Source organism: Campylobacter sp. RM19073, from assembly GCF_024723495.1.
In the GTDB taxonomy this organism is placed as follows: domain Bacteria; phylum Campylobacterota; class Campylobacteria; order Campylobacterales; family Campylobacteraceae; genus Campylobacter; species Campylobacter porcelli.
Map to the genome: position 1 here is coordinate 1 of NZ_JANQCT010000025.1, position 14,180 is coordinate 14,180.

Annotated in this window: 16 protein-coding genes; 7 read left to right on the top strand and 9 right to left on the bottom strand. The window is 34.9% G+C overall.

Annotated elements, in window-relative coordinates:
- Positions 1-100: 100 nt before the first annotated feature.
- The 7 genes from CSUIS19073_RS07200 to CSUIS19073_RS07230 form a co-directional block, all read right to left on the bottom strand.
- Positions 101-313 (bottom strand): hypothetical protein, encoded by a 213-nt coding sequence (locus CSUIS19073_RS07200; RefSeq protein ID WP_086242651.1) that lies wholly within the window; start codon positions 311-313, stop codon positions 101-103.
- 97 nt (positions 314-410) lie between these two features.
- On the bottom strand, positions 411-2,543 hold the full coding sequence (locus tag CSUIS19073_RS07205) for a heavy metal translocating P-type ATPase (protein ID WP_236845315.1): 2,133 nt from the start codon (positions 2,541-2,543) through the stop codon (positions 411-413).
- Positions 2,518-2,817, bottom strand: a complete 300-nt coding sequence (locus CSUIS19073_RS07210; protein ID WP_086238070.1) for a hypothetical protein — start codon at positions 2,815-2,817, stop codon at positions 2,518-2,520. The genes CSUIS19073_RS07205 and CSUIS19073_RS07210 overlap by 26 nt, the downstream gene beginning before the upstream one ends.
- On the bottom strand, positions 2,807-3,166 hold the full coding sequence (locus CSUIS19073_RS07215; RefSeq protein WP_086242652.1) for a hypothetical protein: 360 nt from the start codon (positions 3,164-3,166) through the stop codon (positions 2,807-2,809). Before CSUIS19073_RS07215 ends, CSUIS19073_RS07210 begins: the two co-directional genes overlap by 11 nt.
- Positions 3,167-3,168: 2 nt before the next feature.
- Positions 3,169-3,399: a hypothetical protein gene (locus CSUIS19073_RS07220; RefSeq protein ID WP_086238073.1), complete on the bottom strand. Its 231-nt coding sequence runs from the start codon at positions 3,397-3,399 to the stop codon at positions 3,169-3,171.
- Between the two features lie 3 nt (positions 3,400-3,402).
- Positions 3,403-3,987: a hypothetical protein gene (locus CSUIS19073_RS07225; RefSeq protein WP_086242653.1), complete on the bottom strand. Its 585-nt coding sequence runs from the start codon at positions 3,985-3,987 to the stop codon at positions 3,403-3,405.
- Complete coding sequence (locus tag CSUIS19073_RS07230) at positions 3,984-4,340, bottom strand: HMA2 domain-containing protein (RefSeq protein ID WP_086242654.1); 357 nt, start codon at positions 4,338-4,340, stop codon at positions 3,984-3,986. The genes CSUIS19073_RS07225 and CSUIS19073_RS07230 overlap by 4 nt, the downstream gene beginning before the upstream one ends.
- A gap of 342 nt (positions 4,341-4,682) precedes the next feature.
- Here CSUIS19073_RS07230 and CSUIS19073_RS07235 point away from each other — a divergent pair, with 342 nt between their 5' ends.
- Complete coding sequence (locus tag CSUIS19073_RS07235) at positions 4,683-5,357, top strand: hypothetical protein (RefSeq protein ID WP_086242655.1); 675 nt, start codon at positions 4,683-4,685, stop codon at positions 5,355-5,357.
- A 3-nt stretch (positions 5,358-5,360) separates the two neighbouring features.
- On the opposite strand, the gene CSUIS19073_RS07240 is transcribed toward CSUIS19073_RS07235, so the two are convergent.
- Both CSUIS19073_RS07240 and CSUIS19073_RS07245 read right to left on the bottom strand, forming a co-directional pair.
- Positions 5,361-6,545: a molybdopterin molybdotransferase MoeA gene (locus CSUIS19073_RS07240; RefSeq protein ID WP_086242656.1), complete on the bottom strand. Its 1,185-nt coding sequence runs from the start codon at positions 6,543-6,545 to the stop codon at positions 5,361-5,363.
- Entirely contained in the window at positions 6,532-7,839 is a 1,308-nt protein-coding gene (locus tag CSUIS19073_RS07245; RefSeq protein ID WP_086242657.1) for an MFS transporter, read from the bottom strand. The genes CSUIS19073_RS07240 and CSUIS19073_RS07245 overlap by 14 nt, the downstream gene beginning before the upstream one ends.
- Before the next feature lie 159 nt (positions 7,840-7,998).
- On the opposite strand from CSUIS19073_RS07245, the gene CSUIS19073_RS07250 reads away from it, so the two are divergent.
- From CSUIS19073_RS07250 to CSUIS19073_RS07275, 6 genes are read left to right on the top strand one after another with little or no spacing between them, the layout of a single operon-like run.
- Entirely contained in the window at positions 7,999-8,829 is an 831-nt protein-coding gene (locus CSUIS19073_RS07250; protein ID WP_086242658.1) for a substrate-binding domain-containing protein, read from the top strand.
- Position 8,830: 1 nt separating this feature from the next.
- The gene (pstC, locus tag CSUIS19073_RS07255) at positions 8,831-9,676 is read left to right on the top strand and encodes a phosphate ABC transporter permease subunit PstC (protein ID WP_180379416.1); all 846 of its coding nucleotides are present in this window, start codon (positions 8,831-8,833) and stop codon (positions 9,674-9,676) included.
- Positions 9,673-10,494 (top strand): phosphate ABC transporter permease PstA, encoded by an 822-nt coding sequence (pstA, locus tag CSUIS19073_RS07260; RefSeq protein WP_086242659.1) that lies wholly within the window; start codon positions 9,673-9,675, stop codon positions 10,492-10,494. Before pstC ends, pstA begins: the two co-directional genes overlap by 4 nt.
- Positions 10,494-11,249 (top strand): phosphate ABC transporter ATP-binding protein PstB, encoded by a 756-nt coding sequence (gene pstB, locus CSUIS19073_RS07265; RefSeq protein WP_086238092.1) that lies wholly within the window; start codon positions 10,494-10,496, stop codon positions 11,247-11,249. Before pstA ends, pstB begins: the two co-directional genes overlap by 1 nt.
- Positions 11,250-11,284: 35 nt before the next feature.
- Complete coding sequence (locus CSUIS19073_RS07270) at positions 11,285-11,956, top strand: response regulator transcription factor (protein ID WP_086238094.1); 672 nt, start codon at positions 11,285-11,287, stop codon at positions 11,954-11,956.
- 2 nt (positions 11,957-11,958) lie between these two features.
- On the top strand, positions 11,959-13,650 hold the full coding sequence (locus CSUIS19073_RS07275) for an ATP-binding protein (protein ID WP_086238096.1): 1,692 nt from the start codon (positions 11,959-11,961) through the stop codon (positions 13,648-13,650).
- Positions 13,651-14,180: the final 530 nt, after the last annotated feature.

Genomic DNA, 14,180 nt, shown 5'->3' on the forward strand with positions numbered 1-14,180 from the left:
GGGGTGGCTAACGCCACGGATTTTATAAAACAAATTTGAAGCAAATAGGGTAACCCTGCGAAGTTAAAATTCGCCGTGCGAAGTATAAAATATGAAAATCCTACTTAATCTTAGGGTATAAAGATGCATGATATAGGCAAAATCCCACTAATGCCACTCCGCTTACTATATGTATGGATTTGGCGGTTTTGTTTTTCATAAATAGAGCTGTGGTGGCTGTAAGTAAAAGTGTGCCACTCATACCGATTTTAGCTATTTCTCTTTTGGTTTCAAGAGTGATTTTTGGCTTTTTAGTTTCGTTTATTTGGTTCATCTTTTTTCCTATTTTTGATCTTTTTATATGTTTGTAAGCAGGTTTGAAAGCTCAAAATCAAGCTTCCAGCTACCCCAATAGCTAATAAAACTGGCACCTATTTATCCTTTATTTTGATACGCCTAAGGGCGTTTAATAGCAAGGCTATTGTGGTGCCGTTGTGTGCGATGGCTGTTTGGATAGGGGAGAGCTTGCCAAGTGTGGCTAGGATTAGGATTAGTGAATTTACCCCCACCGTAACCTTAAAGCTATTATTTACCCTAGATAGGCAAGATATGGCAAGTTCTCTAGCATCAGCTACGGCCTCTATATCATCACGAAGTAGCACCACATCGGCACTTGCTTTGGCTATATCAGCACCTTTGTACATACTAATACCAGTATCGGCTCTGACTAATGCTGGGGCGTCATTTATCCCATCGCCTACGAAGGCGACCTTTTGACCTGATTTTTGTGCTTTTTGCATAATTTCATCTAAAATATGAGCTTTGTCTGTTGGGAGTAGCTGAGCGTAGTATCTCTCAATACCAAGCTCTTTAGCAATGCTACTAGCCTTGCTTTGGCTATCTCCTGTAAGCATTATAAACTCTTTTACGCCGCTTTTTTTGAGCCTTGCTAATGCTTTTTTGGCATTTGGTCTAATGCTATCTTTAAGTAGTATAACGCCTAGGAGCTTGCCATCAAATCCAATGTATAATGGAGTATCGCCGTTTATTAGTAGCTCTTCTATCTTGTTTTGATGATCTTTAAAGCTGATATTTTCATCATCTTCTAAGAAGTGTCTTGAGCCAATTATCACACTTTTTTTGCCTACTTCACTTTTAACTCCGTGGGCTACTATGAATGTTACTTCATCGTGATGAAAGTGATGAAAATTATCCTCTTTAGCAGCTTTTACCACCGCTTGAGCTACTGGATGGAAGTAGTGCTCTTCGATACTAGCGGCTAAATTTAATACTTGATTAGCGTCCCACTCTTTGTGAAATGAATATACCTTAAGCACTTCTAAATCGCCATTTGTGAGCGTTCCAGTCTTATCAAAGACAAAAATTTCGCTAAGCTGAAGGCTCTCTAAGCTTTTAGCACCTTTTACTATTATTCCCTCTTTAGCAGCACTTGAGATGGCTGATTTAAAGGCTACTGGCGTTGTGAGCTTTAAAGCACATGAGTAATCAGCTTGTAATACACTTGCAGCACGGATAAGCTCTCCAGTCATAGCATAGCTAAGCCCAGCTAGGCTAAGGGTAATTGGGACTAGAGAGTCTGCCATTTTAGAAGCGGTTAATTCTTGATTAGAGCGTTCGTTTAGGGTGGATTGGATATAGGATTTTACGCGATTTGTAGCAGTCTGATCGCCTACAGCTTCAGCCCAAATCTTGATCTTGCCCTCTTGGACTATTGTGCCGCTTAAAACCCTATCGCCACGACTTTTACTAGCTGGGGTGGCCTCTCCTGTCATTGAAATTTGATTGATTAGAGCCTCGCCATCTACTATATGGCCATCAATGTAGATTGTATCCCCAGCACCTACTACTACGATATTGCCGATTTGAATATCTTGGCTTGGGATTTGATTTAGCACTGGTTTGCCATTTATGATGGTTTCTACCCACGCCATACCGCCTTTTTGCTTGGATAGCTCTTTGATGAGATCATCGCTTTTATACATAGTTAGCTCTTCTATGTATTCTCCTAAAGTTAGCATAAAATTGGTTGAATTTGCCGCTTTATAATCTTTAAGATATAGCGAGATTGCCACCGCGGCTGCTTCAAGACTTCTTGAGGTTATCCCTTGGCTAATTGTCTCTTTTAATCCACTTTTTAGTAGTGGGAAAGAGGCTAAAAGGCTAAAAATCAAGCTTAAGCTAGGAGTAGTAAGAAATGGAGCAATGGCTAAAGCACTAGCAGCACGGACAACTTCAACTGAGCTTGGAATTTCACTTCTTAAGGCGATATAGCTATCTTTTTTATTTTTATTTTGGCTTTGAATTTCGTTTGAATTTAATATATTTATAATTTGATTTTGAATCTCATCTAATGAGCCACTATAGGTTATGATTATGCTTTTTATAATGCTATTTATCCGCACACTACTTACTTCGTGGATTGAATCTATAGCTACTCTAAGTAGCAGTGGATCAGCACTGCTATGGTAGCTAAATCTAGCTCTATTTTTTGTTTTGTGTAGGAGTTTAATAGGCATTTTACTCACTGGCTTCTGCTTTTGCATCTTCGTAACGCTCTTTTAACTCTTCTAAACCACACTCAAAAAGTGTAGAGAGCTTGGCAAATCCTTTGAAAATGGCTCTTTGGGCGTTTTGGTTTGTTAGTATATATGTAGCGGCTGCACCGATTAGAGCTCCTTTTAAAAAGTCTCCACTTTTAGCACTGCCAAAAACTCCATCTAAAAAGCCATTTTGATTAGATTGATTGGCCTGTGTATTTTGATTAGTTTGATTTGGTGTTGTGTTTAAATTTTGAATATATGGATTGTTATTTATCATTATTTATCCTTTTTTGTTGATTTTGTAATGTTTTACACTCTTTTGGTTTTAAGAGATTTTGAGCTGCGTAAGCAAATGCCCCACCAATTGCGATATATGCACCAGCTTGTGCTATTTTGTTTATGGTGCTTTTATTAGGATCGCCAATGGTATTTGCTGCTGCAATGGCACAAGCACCGATTATAGCACCTTCTAGCGTGGATTTTAGCGTTGTTTGTATGGCTTGGTTTTTGGTGGTTTTGCCATCTTTGAATTTAGCGTATTGATATGCTCCACTTACCATAAATGCCACGATACCACCGCTTACTGCGTGACCGCTGATAGAGCGGGGTGTGCCTGTATTTATCATATTTAACTCCTTGGATTTTCAGCGTTTTGAGTGGTTTGCTTAGCTGTTGATTTGGTCTTTCTAGGCTTTTTAACCACTTTTTCCTTAACGCTTTTTAAAGTAGGACTATTTAAGAGTTTTAATTTTTTATCTAAATTTAACCCTTTGAAAGATTTTGCTATCTCATCTCTTTTGGTAAATGCAAATGCAATTCCCGCACCAAGTGCGATTCCAGCTATGAATGGTAGTGCCATTATTTACTCCTTATCTTTATTTAGCAATTCATTTGCGATAATCACCCCAAAGGCACCCATTATCGCACCTCCTATTAATCCATAATTTAACTTACCTAAAAACCCTTCTAATTCACCTTGGCTTAGTGAGCCATCTTTTAATTTATTTACCATTACAGAGGTTTCATCTAGCAAGGCTTTGCCTTGATTTAACTGCTCTAAAATTTTACTATTTTGGAGTGAGCTTAAAGAGTTTTGTAGTGCTGGAATGTGATTATTATAACTATCAGCTTGAAGTCTGTAAAATGTATCTAGCACTTGTGGGTCGCTCTCATTTACGCTTAAGGTATTATATAGCTCTATACTAGCTTGTTCGTTTTGTAATGCGGTGGTGATGGCAATTTCTAAATTCGCTGGTGCGTTAAAGCTATATGGATTAGGTGGGACTGGTGCGTTTAGGGAATTTAGATGAAATATTAACGCATTTATATGATTTGCCTTAACCTCTAAAAGATTTGTAAATGGCTGTCCAAAGTCACTAGAAGCAAAATAGAAGCTATAGCCTTTATACTCATCATCTAAGGCTTTTAAAAGATTATCTACACTCACTTTATATCCTTTAAATTTTCATTTATTACATTTGCTATTTTTTCTAAATTTCGCCCATTTATAGCATCTTCCCACAGGCTTGGCTCAATGAGATTAGCATCATAAGAGATGGTTAGTGAGCCAATTAATTTATTAAATTTAATCTCCTTTATAGATGAGATTTTGCTTAATTTTTCCATCAGCTCTTTAGTGTCTATTTTGCTATCTTGGGCGGCGTTTTTTAGCTTTAAACTCGCACGAAGTCTAATCCTACCTTTAGAGTGGTGAATGATGCTAAAATAAGTGCTTAAAAGCTCTAAATCACTTGGCTTTACTTGTAAATTGCTTAGCGAAATTTGACCATTTTGTTCCATAAATTACCCATTGTTGATTAATGTTGAAATTATATATTAACGATTATAAATCCAAACTTAAATTTATTAATTTTGATATTGATTTTCATATGATTAAATCAATAAATTTATAATATTTTAAATAATAAAAATTGATATATTCGTGCTTTAATTCATTATATTTATATAATCATTATCATATATATTTTGATAATATAATTATATTAATGTTGTATTTATATTTTGTTTATTTATAATTTTTGTTATGATTAAACTGATTTGATGAAAATGGCTAGAACTTAGAAATTTAAAGTCTGAATTAATCCAAATTTGATATAATTAATCAAATTTTAAAGGATTTTTATGAAGATATTAAGTCTTGCTAGTAAGCTGTCTTTACAATCTCCAAAGCTTGTTGGCGAGTTTGAAAATGATGAGATTATGGTTATTAGTCCGCTTGATGATAATATAAAAGCAGAGTTTATCAAGTGTGAAATCGGTGCGATAAGCTATGTTTTGGCTCTTATCGGGCTGGAGTTTGGCTTTAGTGGGGAGTTTTGGGATGAGCTAGATGAGGGTGAGTTAAGCGGAGAGTCGAACATAGGAGAAGAGGAGTTACCGCAGATTTGCCAATTTATTAAAAATTGTGATACTTGTATAATCAGCGATGAGATTTTCGCAGTTAATGAGAGCAGTATAAAGGCGATTTTGTCGTTATTACAAGCTAAATTTGGCTTTAAAATAGTAAATTTAGATGGCGATGAGGTCGCATTAAGTGGCAAACTAACAAGGCTTAAAGAGATCCCAAACTACGATAATGCTGTGATATTTACCCACTCTTGTTGTGATGAGTTTCGTGCTGGGAGCTACTTTGGCATCGCAGCAAAGCTAAAAAATGGAGATGAAATTACCATACACTCAAGTCAAAAAGAGCTTAAAGCTAAGCTTTTAATAGACCCAAATATCAAAGGAACTATAGGATTTTTAGGCTTTGAAGGGGCAAAATATGGATTTGAGGTTTTGAAATTTAGCCGTTGATGGCTAAATTTTTATATACTCTACCACTTCAGAGGCTTTTAACCCATCTTTATGGCTTGGCACTCGCATTAATACCGCACTATTGCTAAGATTGCCTATGATGGCTGAACTTCCTATTTTTTTAGATTTTGTAGAGATTAGCAAGGTGCCATTTTCGTTGGTGATGGTAGCAGCGCTAAACTCTTCAAATGGGGATCTTTTGATATAGTCATCTTTTAAGATAGCTTTAAATTTATTCGTTGTATTAACCCCAAAAATTTGCCCTATAAACTCTTTGAAAAATAAGACGCAAGTTACTATAGCTGAATAGGCAAATCCAGGCAGAGCAAATATAAATTTATCATTGATTTTAGCCACTTTGATATGCCTACCAGGCTTGATAGCTACGCCATCGATTATGATTTTAGCCTCTCTTGCTATCTCTTTCATAAAATCAAAATCCCCAACGCTAACTCCGCCAGTTGTGATGATGAAATCAGCTGAATTTAAAGCATTAAAGAGTGCGTTTTTGATAGCTTCTTTATCATCTTTGATAATTGGCATAATGATTGGCTCACAGCCCATATCTCTAACTAAAGATGAGATTGATATGCTATTTGAGCTATATATTTGAGCTTTATGCTCTTTGTTTTGACCAATATCTAATATCTCGCTACCAGTGCTTAATATAGCCACTCTAGGAGCGACTAAGACATTTACATAGCTATGACCTAACTCGGCTAAAAGTGCTAACTCACAATATCCAAGCCTATCTCCAGCTCTTAAAATCACCTCCAAAGCCTGATAGCTCTCCCCAACAGCCCTAATAGCAAAGCCTTGTGGCACTGGCTTGATAATCTCTATATACTTCCCATCAAATTTGATATTTTCTATTGGCACGATAGTATCAGCCCCATCACAAACTAATGCACCAGTAAGGGTTTTGACGCACTCATTTTCGCCTATATTTATATTATCTTTATCGCCGGCTTTAGCTAGGTTTATTACTTTGATTTTGCTATTTTGATTGCTAAATTTAATAGCATATCCATCCATACTAGAAGTGGGGTAGGCTGGATATGGAGTTTGGGCTATAATATCACTAGCTAGTATCTTGCCAAGTGCGTTAGTTAGGGCTATACGCTCTATGGCTTTCCATTTTGGAGCGACGCTTTTTAAGATTTGGATACTCTCATCATAGCTTTTCATCTGATACTCCTAAAATGGCTATAATCTCATCACGGCTAATTATTGTAGAGTTAAATTTGATTATATTTTGATTATTTTGATAGTAGCGATCGACTACTCCATCTACATTTTCTAATTTTGATAGATCTGCATTTGGTAGGTGGATAATTTTAAAAACTCTTGGATCGCTTAAATTTAGTAGTATTATCAGCCAAATAATTAGCAAAATACCCAAAGCCACGGCCAAAGTAGCAATGCTATAACTATGTAATAAATATCCCCCAACTACACCGCCAAAAAAGCTACCTAAATAGCCAAATGAGTTAAATATTCCAAGTGCTGAGCCTCTTTGGTTGGATTTAGCAAATTTACTAGCACAACTTTGCATAATTGGCTCATGAATATTAAATCCGATAAAAAATATAACCACAGATATTATAAAAATTAGCGATGAGTTTGCCACTCCAAACCCTATAAATGAAGCGATGAAAAGCACCACGCCAATTAATAAAAGCTTTTTGCTATGCCCCTTTGCATCGCCTAAAAATCCAGCCATACCCATAGCCAAAAAGCCAAAAATCATAGAGATCAAATATACAATCCATAGATTATTACTATCATATCCTAGTGATTTTACTAAGACAATAGGGATAGCTACAAACGCACAGCTCATAACCATCTTTTGCATTAGATTGGTTAAATTCATTATGGCTAGATCTTTTTGTTTTAGTAGATTTATGAGTGGAGCTTTAGGCTCGTGATGGTGAATTTTAGGCTCTTTTGGCACTATGCTAAAGAGTAAAAATATAGAAAAAATAGTTATTATAATCGATAGATAAAATAGGCTAGAAAGTCCAAATTCACGGCTTAAAAGCGGACTAAGAACCATAGAGATAGCAAAGGCAATGCCAATCATCCCACCCATCATAGCCATGGCTTTAGAGCGTTTATCTTCGCTTATTAGATCGCTTATCATCGCAGTCGCTACAGCACCCACAGCCCCACAACCTTGTAGCAATCTACCAAGAAGCATTACATATATATCAGTTGCCAAAGCGCAGATTAGTGAGCCAATTATGAATATTATCAATCCTATAAATATCATAAATTTACGCCCAAATCTATCACTTAAGCTACCAAAAGGGAGTTGAAAAATCATCTGAGTAATAGCATAAGCACCGATAGTAAGCCCAGCTAAAAACTCATTAGCCCCATCAAGCTCAAGAGCATAAAGGCTAAGAACAGGCAAGATAATAAAAAGACCAAAAAACCTAGAAGCTGCGATAAATCCAAGCGGTAAAACCGATCTTAACATCAAGAATCCTTAAATTTAAAAAAGAGCGATTTTATCATAATTAATATTAAACTCTTTTAAATTTGGCTTTTTAAAACTTTACGTCAAATTTACATTTTTTACATTCTAACTTTACAACTATTATTTATAATTTCGCAACTTAAAATTAAAGGAGTTAAAATGTTTAAAAAATATCTTGTCGCACTCTTTGTGCTATTTGGCTTTAATAGCTTTTTATTAGCTGAGAATATCTATCCAATATCTCGTGAAATGGGCTCTGGGACAAGGGGAGCATTTGTAGATATATTTGATGTTAAAAAGCAAGTTGGCAATAAAAAAATTGACGCTACTTCTAAAAAAGCTGAAGTAACTAACTCAACTGGAGTTATGATAACCACAGTTGCAAACTCAAAAAACGCAATTGGCTATATCTCGCTTGGCTCTTTAAATGATTCTATAAAAGCTGTAAAAATAGATGGAGTTGCTCCAAGTGTAGAAAATATCAATAATAAATCTTACTCGATTTTTCGCCCATTTAATCTAGCTATAAGTAGCGATAATATCTTAGTAAATGACTTTTTAGCTTATATAGGCTCAAATCAAGCTAGAAGTATAATCCAAAAAGCGGGTTATATCGCTTTGTATGATAATGAATTTAGCTCATTAAAGCCTAGTGGCAAGGTTGTAGTTGCTGGGTCTAGCTCTATTACGCCATTAATGGAAAAATTAAAAGAGAGCTATAAATTAGTAAATCCAAACGCAACTATAGAAATTCAGCAAAGCGATTCTACAACAGGTATTAACTCTGCTATAGAGAAAATAGCTGATATTGCGATGGTATCAAGGGAATTTAAAGATAGTGAGCTAAAAAGTGGCTTAAAAACTCAAATTTTAGCACTAGATGGACTAGCTATAATAGTAAATAAATCAAACCCAATTGAGTCTCTAAGCAAATATAGTGTCAAAAAGATTTTCACAGGAGAGATTACAGATTGGGATAGAGTAAAGTAGTATGATAAAAGAGAGAATTTTTCAAGGGCTTTTTGCCCTTAGTGCTGGATTTTCTATCTTTGCTGTTGGTGCGATAGCTATATTTTTGTTTTTTAACGCTTTTGCAACTATATCACAAATAGGCTTTTTGGAGTTTATTTTTGGTATGGATTGGTATCCTGATGAAGAGATTTTTGGTATATTTCCTATGATTATTGGAAGTATCTATGTAACGGCTTTAGCCATAGCTTTAGGAGTGCCAATTGGAGTTTTAAGTGCTGTGTATTTAGCATATTTTTGCCCTAAGAGATTAAAGGGGATTATTATGCCAGCTATTGAGCTTTTAGGGGCGATTCCATCTGTTGTTTATGGATTTTTTGGGTTAGTAATAGTCGTGCCTTTAGTGGCTAATATCTTTGGCGGTGTATCTGGAAAGAGTATTTTAGCAGCTTCTTTAATCTTAGCAATTATGGTCTTACCAACAATCATCTTAGTATCAAAAGCAGCTATTGAGGCCTTGCCTAAGAGCTATTATGAGGGTGCTTTAGCCCTTGGAGCAACTCCTGAGAGAGCTGTATTTTTCGCTATAGTCCCAGCAGCTAAAAGCGGTATTTTGGCCTCTGTGATTTTAGGCGTTGGTAGAGCTATTGGCGAGGCGATGGCTGTTATCATGGTAGCAGGAAACCAGGTTCAAATCCCACACTCACTAAGTGATGGAGTAAGAACTCTAACTACAAATATCGTGCTTGAGATGGGTTATGCAGCAGATCTGCATAAAGATGTATTGATAGCTAATGCGGTTGTGCTTTTTGTCTTTATTTTGATTATAAATATTAGTTTTAGCGCTTTAAAAAGGGGTAAAAAGTGAGTAGGGATTATCTATCTATATTTTTATCATTTTTACTTAAATTTTCTATTTTTAGCGTGTTGTTTGTATTTTTTGGGATTACGCTTTTTATCTTTATCAAAGGTATTATCTATATCTCGCCAAGCCTCTTTGAGTGGGAGTATAATAGCACAAATGTCTCTTTAATGCCAGCACTTATAAATACTATAAATATGGTTATTTGCTCTTTGGCTATTGCTATGCCACTTGGGATTTTTGGGGCGATTTATCTAAATGAATATAGCAAAAAAGATAGCAAAATTTTAAATCTCATTAGGGTTACTTCTGATACTTTGGTGGGAATTCCAAGTATTGTGTATGGGTTGTTTGGTTATCTTGCTTTTGTTATATATTTTGGATTTAAAACTAGTTTTATAGCTGGGGTTTTAACGCTTAGTATTATGATTTTACCGCTTATTTTAAGAAGTAGCGAGGAAGCCTTAAAATCTGTCCCAATAGGATATAAAGAGGCCTCTTTAGCTCTTGGAGCAAGCAAACTTCGCACTATATTTGCCATCATTTTACCTAGTGGTGCAGCTGGGATTTTGGCTGGAGTTATCTTAAGCATTGGTAGGATAGTTGGAGAGAGTGCGGCCTTGCTTTATACCTCTGGAAGTGTAGCTCAAATCGCTGGAGCGATGGACTCAGGGAGAACTTTAAGTGTGCATATGTATGCGATCTCTAGCGAGGGACTACATATAAATGAAGCTTATAGCACGGCGATGGTGCTTATTGTTATTGTATTTTTTATGAATTTTATCTCAAATTTCATAGCCAAAAAGATTTTAAAGGATAGATGATGAAGAGGTGCTTTGATATAAAAAAATTAAATTTACACTATGGGACATTTCACGCATTAAAAAATATAAATATGGAGATTACCAAAGGCGAAGTTACGGCATTTATAGGGCCAAGTGGGTGCGGTAAATCCACATTTATCAAAACTCTAAATCGTATGAATGATTTAGTAGATGGATGTAAGATTGATGGGGAAATATTGTTTCACGATAGGGATATTTATAGCAAGGATTATGATATAAATTTGCTTAGAAAGCGAGTAGGTATGGTATTTCAAAAGCCAAATCCATTTGCTATGAGTATATATGATAATATCACTTTTGGCCCTAAAACTCACGGGATAAAAGATAAAGATACTTTAGATAGCATAGTAGAAAAGAGCTTAAAAGATGCTGCTTTATGGGATGATTTAAAAGATCGATTACACAGCTTAGCCCTTGGGCTTAGTGGCGGACAACAGCAAAGATTATGTATAGCAAGAACCCTAGCAGTAGATCCAGAAGTTATCTTGATGGATGAGCCTACAAGCGCGCTTGATCCTATATCTACAGCTAAGATTGAAGAGCTAATATTAAAACTTAAAAAAGATTATACAATTATAATTGTTACTCACAATATACAACAAGCCCATAGAATTTCGGATAAAACGGCATTTTTTTTGATGGGTGAGGTGATAGAGCATGATGATACTAAAAAGATATTTAATAAGCCAAAAAACAAAAAAACACAAGATTATGTGATGGGTAAATTTGGGTAAGTTTGCTATAATTTGCCAAATTTAAAGGAATTTAAGTGATATATGTGCTAGAAGATGAAAAAGCGATTTTAGATCTGATTTGCTACGCTTTAAAATCTCAAAATATCCCAGTAAAAGGCTTTAGCGAGGCTAAGGATTTTTATAAGGCATTAAGGGATGAAATCCCTCAAATTTTAGTCCTTGATGTAATGCTCCCAGATGCTGATGGATTTGAAATTTTAAAAGATATAAAAAGCAGTGTTAAATATAAAGATATTTGCGTTTTGATGCTTACAGCACTTGATAGTGAGATAAATAAGGTAAAAGGGCTTGATTTAGGTGCTGATGATTATATCGCAAAGCCCTTTGGGGTGATGGAGTTTTTGGCTCGTATTAGAGTGATTTTTAGACGCAAAGCTATAAAAGAGCAAAATAGCGATATAAGCTTTGATGGATTAGAGTTTTCATATAAAAATCATATTGTTAAGATTGATGGTAAGCCCTTAGAGCTAACATTAAAGGAATTTGAATTGCTTGGATTTTTATTACAAAATCCAAATCAAGTCTTTAGCCGTGATATGCTTTTAGAGATGATTTGGGGATATAGCTATGATAAAGAGAGCAGAACAATCGATATGCATATTAAAACTCTAAGAAAAAAGCTTGGCAATATGGCTGATATTATTAGGACAATTCACGGAGTTGGCTATAAGCTAATAAGAGATTAAGCATGCAAAAAAGAGTATTTTATTTCATTATTTTTTCTATGCTAGGCTTAGCTATATTTATAAATTTATTTTTGATATTTTCTATAGAATCTGTGCTTAAAGATGAGCTTTTTAGCAGACTTAAAAGCTATGCAAGTGGGATCAAAGATGAGGTAATTTCATCAATCCAAAATAGCTATTATGTAAATTTAAAATACCAAGATTATCGCATTAGCTTAATTGATGAAAAAGGTAGAGTAATCTATGATAATTTAAGCGAGAATTTACCAATCCACAGCGACCGCATAGAGATCAAAAACGCAATGAAAAATGGAGAATCTAAAAGCATTCGCTACTCAAATACCCTATTAAAACGCCATCTATATTACGCAGTAAAAATCCCCACTAATAAGGGCGAGTTTATCCTAAGGATCGCTAAAGAGCAAGAGTATTTATATGCTATTTTTATGAGCTTTATCCCTTATATTTTAGGAGAGATTATAGCGGTTTTGATATTCTCATTTTTACTAGCTAAATACCTTACGCATATAATTTTACGCCCAATTTACAATATAGATTTAAAAAATTTAGATGAGGATTTGCCATATCCAGAGCTTAAAATTTTAATTGAAACTCTCAAAAAGCAAAACAAAATCATCAAAAGCCAATTTAAAAATTTAAAGCAAAAAAGACAAGAGCTACAATCCTTAACTAAAGGAATGAAAGATGGACTTATCATCATCAATAGATCTGGAGAGATCCTAAGCATAAATCCAAGCGCTCAAAAATATTTTGTAAATTTAGCCAAACACACTAGTATATCTGAAATTCAAAATGACCTATTTTTAAAGCTTTTATTACATAATCTAAGGGATTTTAAAGATGGCAAAATAACTAGCGAGATAAGAGAGCAAATCGTATTTATGCAAGAGACTTTGGTGGAGTGTGAGGTGGTATTATCCCCTATTTTTTCGCAAAAAGGCAAATTCAAAGGGCTAATTATAGTTATATGCGATATTACGGAATTTAAAAGAAATCAAAATTTAAGTAAAGAATTTAGTGCCAATGTAACACACGAGCTAAAAACTCCACTAACTTCTATAATGGGAAATGCTGAGATGATTAAAAATAATCTTGTAAAAAGCGATGATTTGCCCCATTTCATCGATACTATTTATGATGAATCAAAGCGACTTCTAGGGTTAATTGAAGATATTTTAAAGCTATCATTTTTAGATGAATCCAGCACTAAAAATATCCCATTTGCTAAAATTGAGCTGAAAAATATGGTATTAAAAATCTATTCTAACCTAAAAAATATAGCTAAAAAATATGATATAGAGTTTGAATTTGAGCTTGAAGAGGGCTATATACACGGCTCAAAAGAGCTTTTAGAATACGCTATTTATAACCTTTGTGATAATGCTATTAAATACAACAATCCAGGCGGCTATGTCAAAATCAAGATAAGAAATTTGCAAGATTGCGTAGAGCTTAGCATTAAAGATAGTGGCATAGGAATTGATAAAGCTGATCAAGACCATATATTTGAGAGATTTTATTGTGCTGATAAAAGCTATAGTAAAAAAGTTGGTGGCACTGGACTTGGGCTATCTATAGTCAAATCCATTCTAGCCATTCATCACGCTAAATTAAAGCTAAATAGCCAAAAAGATATTGGTAGCGAATTTATCATCACATTTGACAAGATATAGATGAATTTACCGCCAAAATAAGAGCTATTTATTATTAAGATTTTGTAAAAACTCAAGTAATATTTATTTAAATTTGTTTCTACTTCGCTAGAGCTAAACCCAGCTTTGCGACCAAAGTTTTCTTTTCTTTACTTTAAGGGACAAGGGAAACTATTTTTAACTTCGCAGGTCAGCAAAGCCGACCTTTGCGATGAAGGGCTACGCCCTTTCAAAACCCCTAAAGTCCCCGCAAGCGGGGTACCCCATTTATGGGGACTTTAGTGTTTGGTTCTTTAGCACGGATTTATTCGTGCGTTAAAAGAACATAGAGATAGTTTCCCCTATCCCTTAAGATCCCAACCCCTTCCCAGTTTGGCATTTTTATTTTATAAAATTTTCGCCGTAAAACAACCTAAATGGTTATTTTACGGCGAAAATTTGGAGTATAACCCTTAACCCACCCAAACTCCCCACAAGTGGGTTACCCTATTTGGTTCAAATTTGTTTTATCAAAACCGTGGCGTAAGCCACCCATTGAAAGGCTTTTACAA

What these genes read in the sequence shown, in the direction of transcription:
- CSUIS19073_RS07200 (WP_086242651.1), bottom strand. Translation starts at nt 313, where the DNA reads ATGAACCAAATAAACGAAACTAAAAAGCCAAAAATCACTCTTGAAACC.
- CSUIS19073_RS07205 (WP_236845315.1), bottom strand. Translation starts at nt 2,543, where the DNA reads ATGCAAAAGCAGAAGCCAGTGAGTAAAATGCCTATTAAACTCCTACAC.
- CSUIS19073_RS07210 (WP_086238070.1), bottom strand. Translation starts at nt 2,817, where the DNA reads ATGATAAATAACAATCCATATATTCAAAATTTAAACACAACACCAAAT.
- CSUIS19073_RS07215 (WP_086242652.1), bottom strand. Translation starts at nt 3,166, where the DNA reads ATGATAAATACAGGCACACCCCGCTCTATCAGCGGTCACGCAGTAAGC.
- CSUIS19073_RS07220 (WP_086238073.1), bottom strand. Translation starts at nt 3,399, where the DNA reads ATGGCACTACCATTCATAGCTGGAATCGCACTTGGTGCGGGAATTGCA.
- CSUIS19073_RS07230 (WP_086242654.1), bottom strand. Translation starts at nt 4,340, where the DNA reads ATGGAACAAAATGGTCAAATTTCGCTAAGCAATTTACAAGTAAAGCCA.
- CSUIS19073_RS07235 (WP_086242655.1), top strand. Translation starts at nt 4,683, where the DNA reads ATGAAGATATTAAGTCTTGCTAGTAAGCTGTCTTTACAATCTCCAAAG.
- CSUIS19073_RS07240 (WP_086242656.1), bottom strand. Translation starts at nt 6,545, where the DNA reads ATGAAAAGCTATGATGAGAGTATCCAAATCTTAAAAAGCGTCGCTCCA.
- CSUIS19073_RS07245 (WP_086242657.1), bottom strand. Translation starts at nt 7,839, where the DNA reads ATGTTAAGATCGGTTTTACCGCTTGGATTTATCGCAGCTTCTAGGTTT.
- CSUIS19073_RS07250 (WP_086242658.1), top strand. Translation starts at nt 7,999, where the DNA reads ATGTTTAAAAAATATCTTGTCGCACTCTTTGTGCTATTTGGCTTTAAT.
- pstC (WP_180379416.1), top strand. Translation starts at nt 8,831, where the DNA reads ATGATAAAAGAGAGAATTTTTCAAGGGCTTTTTGCCCTTAGTGCTGGA.
- pstB (WP_086238092.1), top strand. Translation starts at nt 10,494, where the DNA reads ATGAAGAGGTGCTTTGATATAAAAAAATTAAATTTACACTATGGGACA.
- CSUIS19073_RS07275 (WP_086238096.1), top strand. Translation starts at nt 11,959, where the DNA reads ATGCAAAAAAGAGTATTTTATTTCATTATTTTTTCTATGCTAGGCTTA.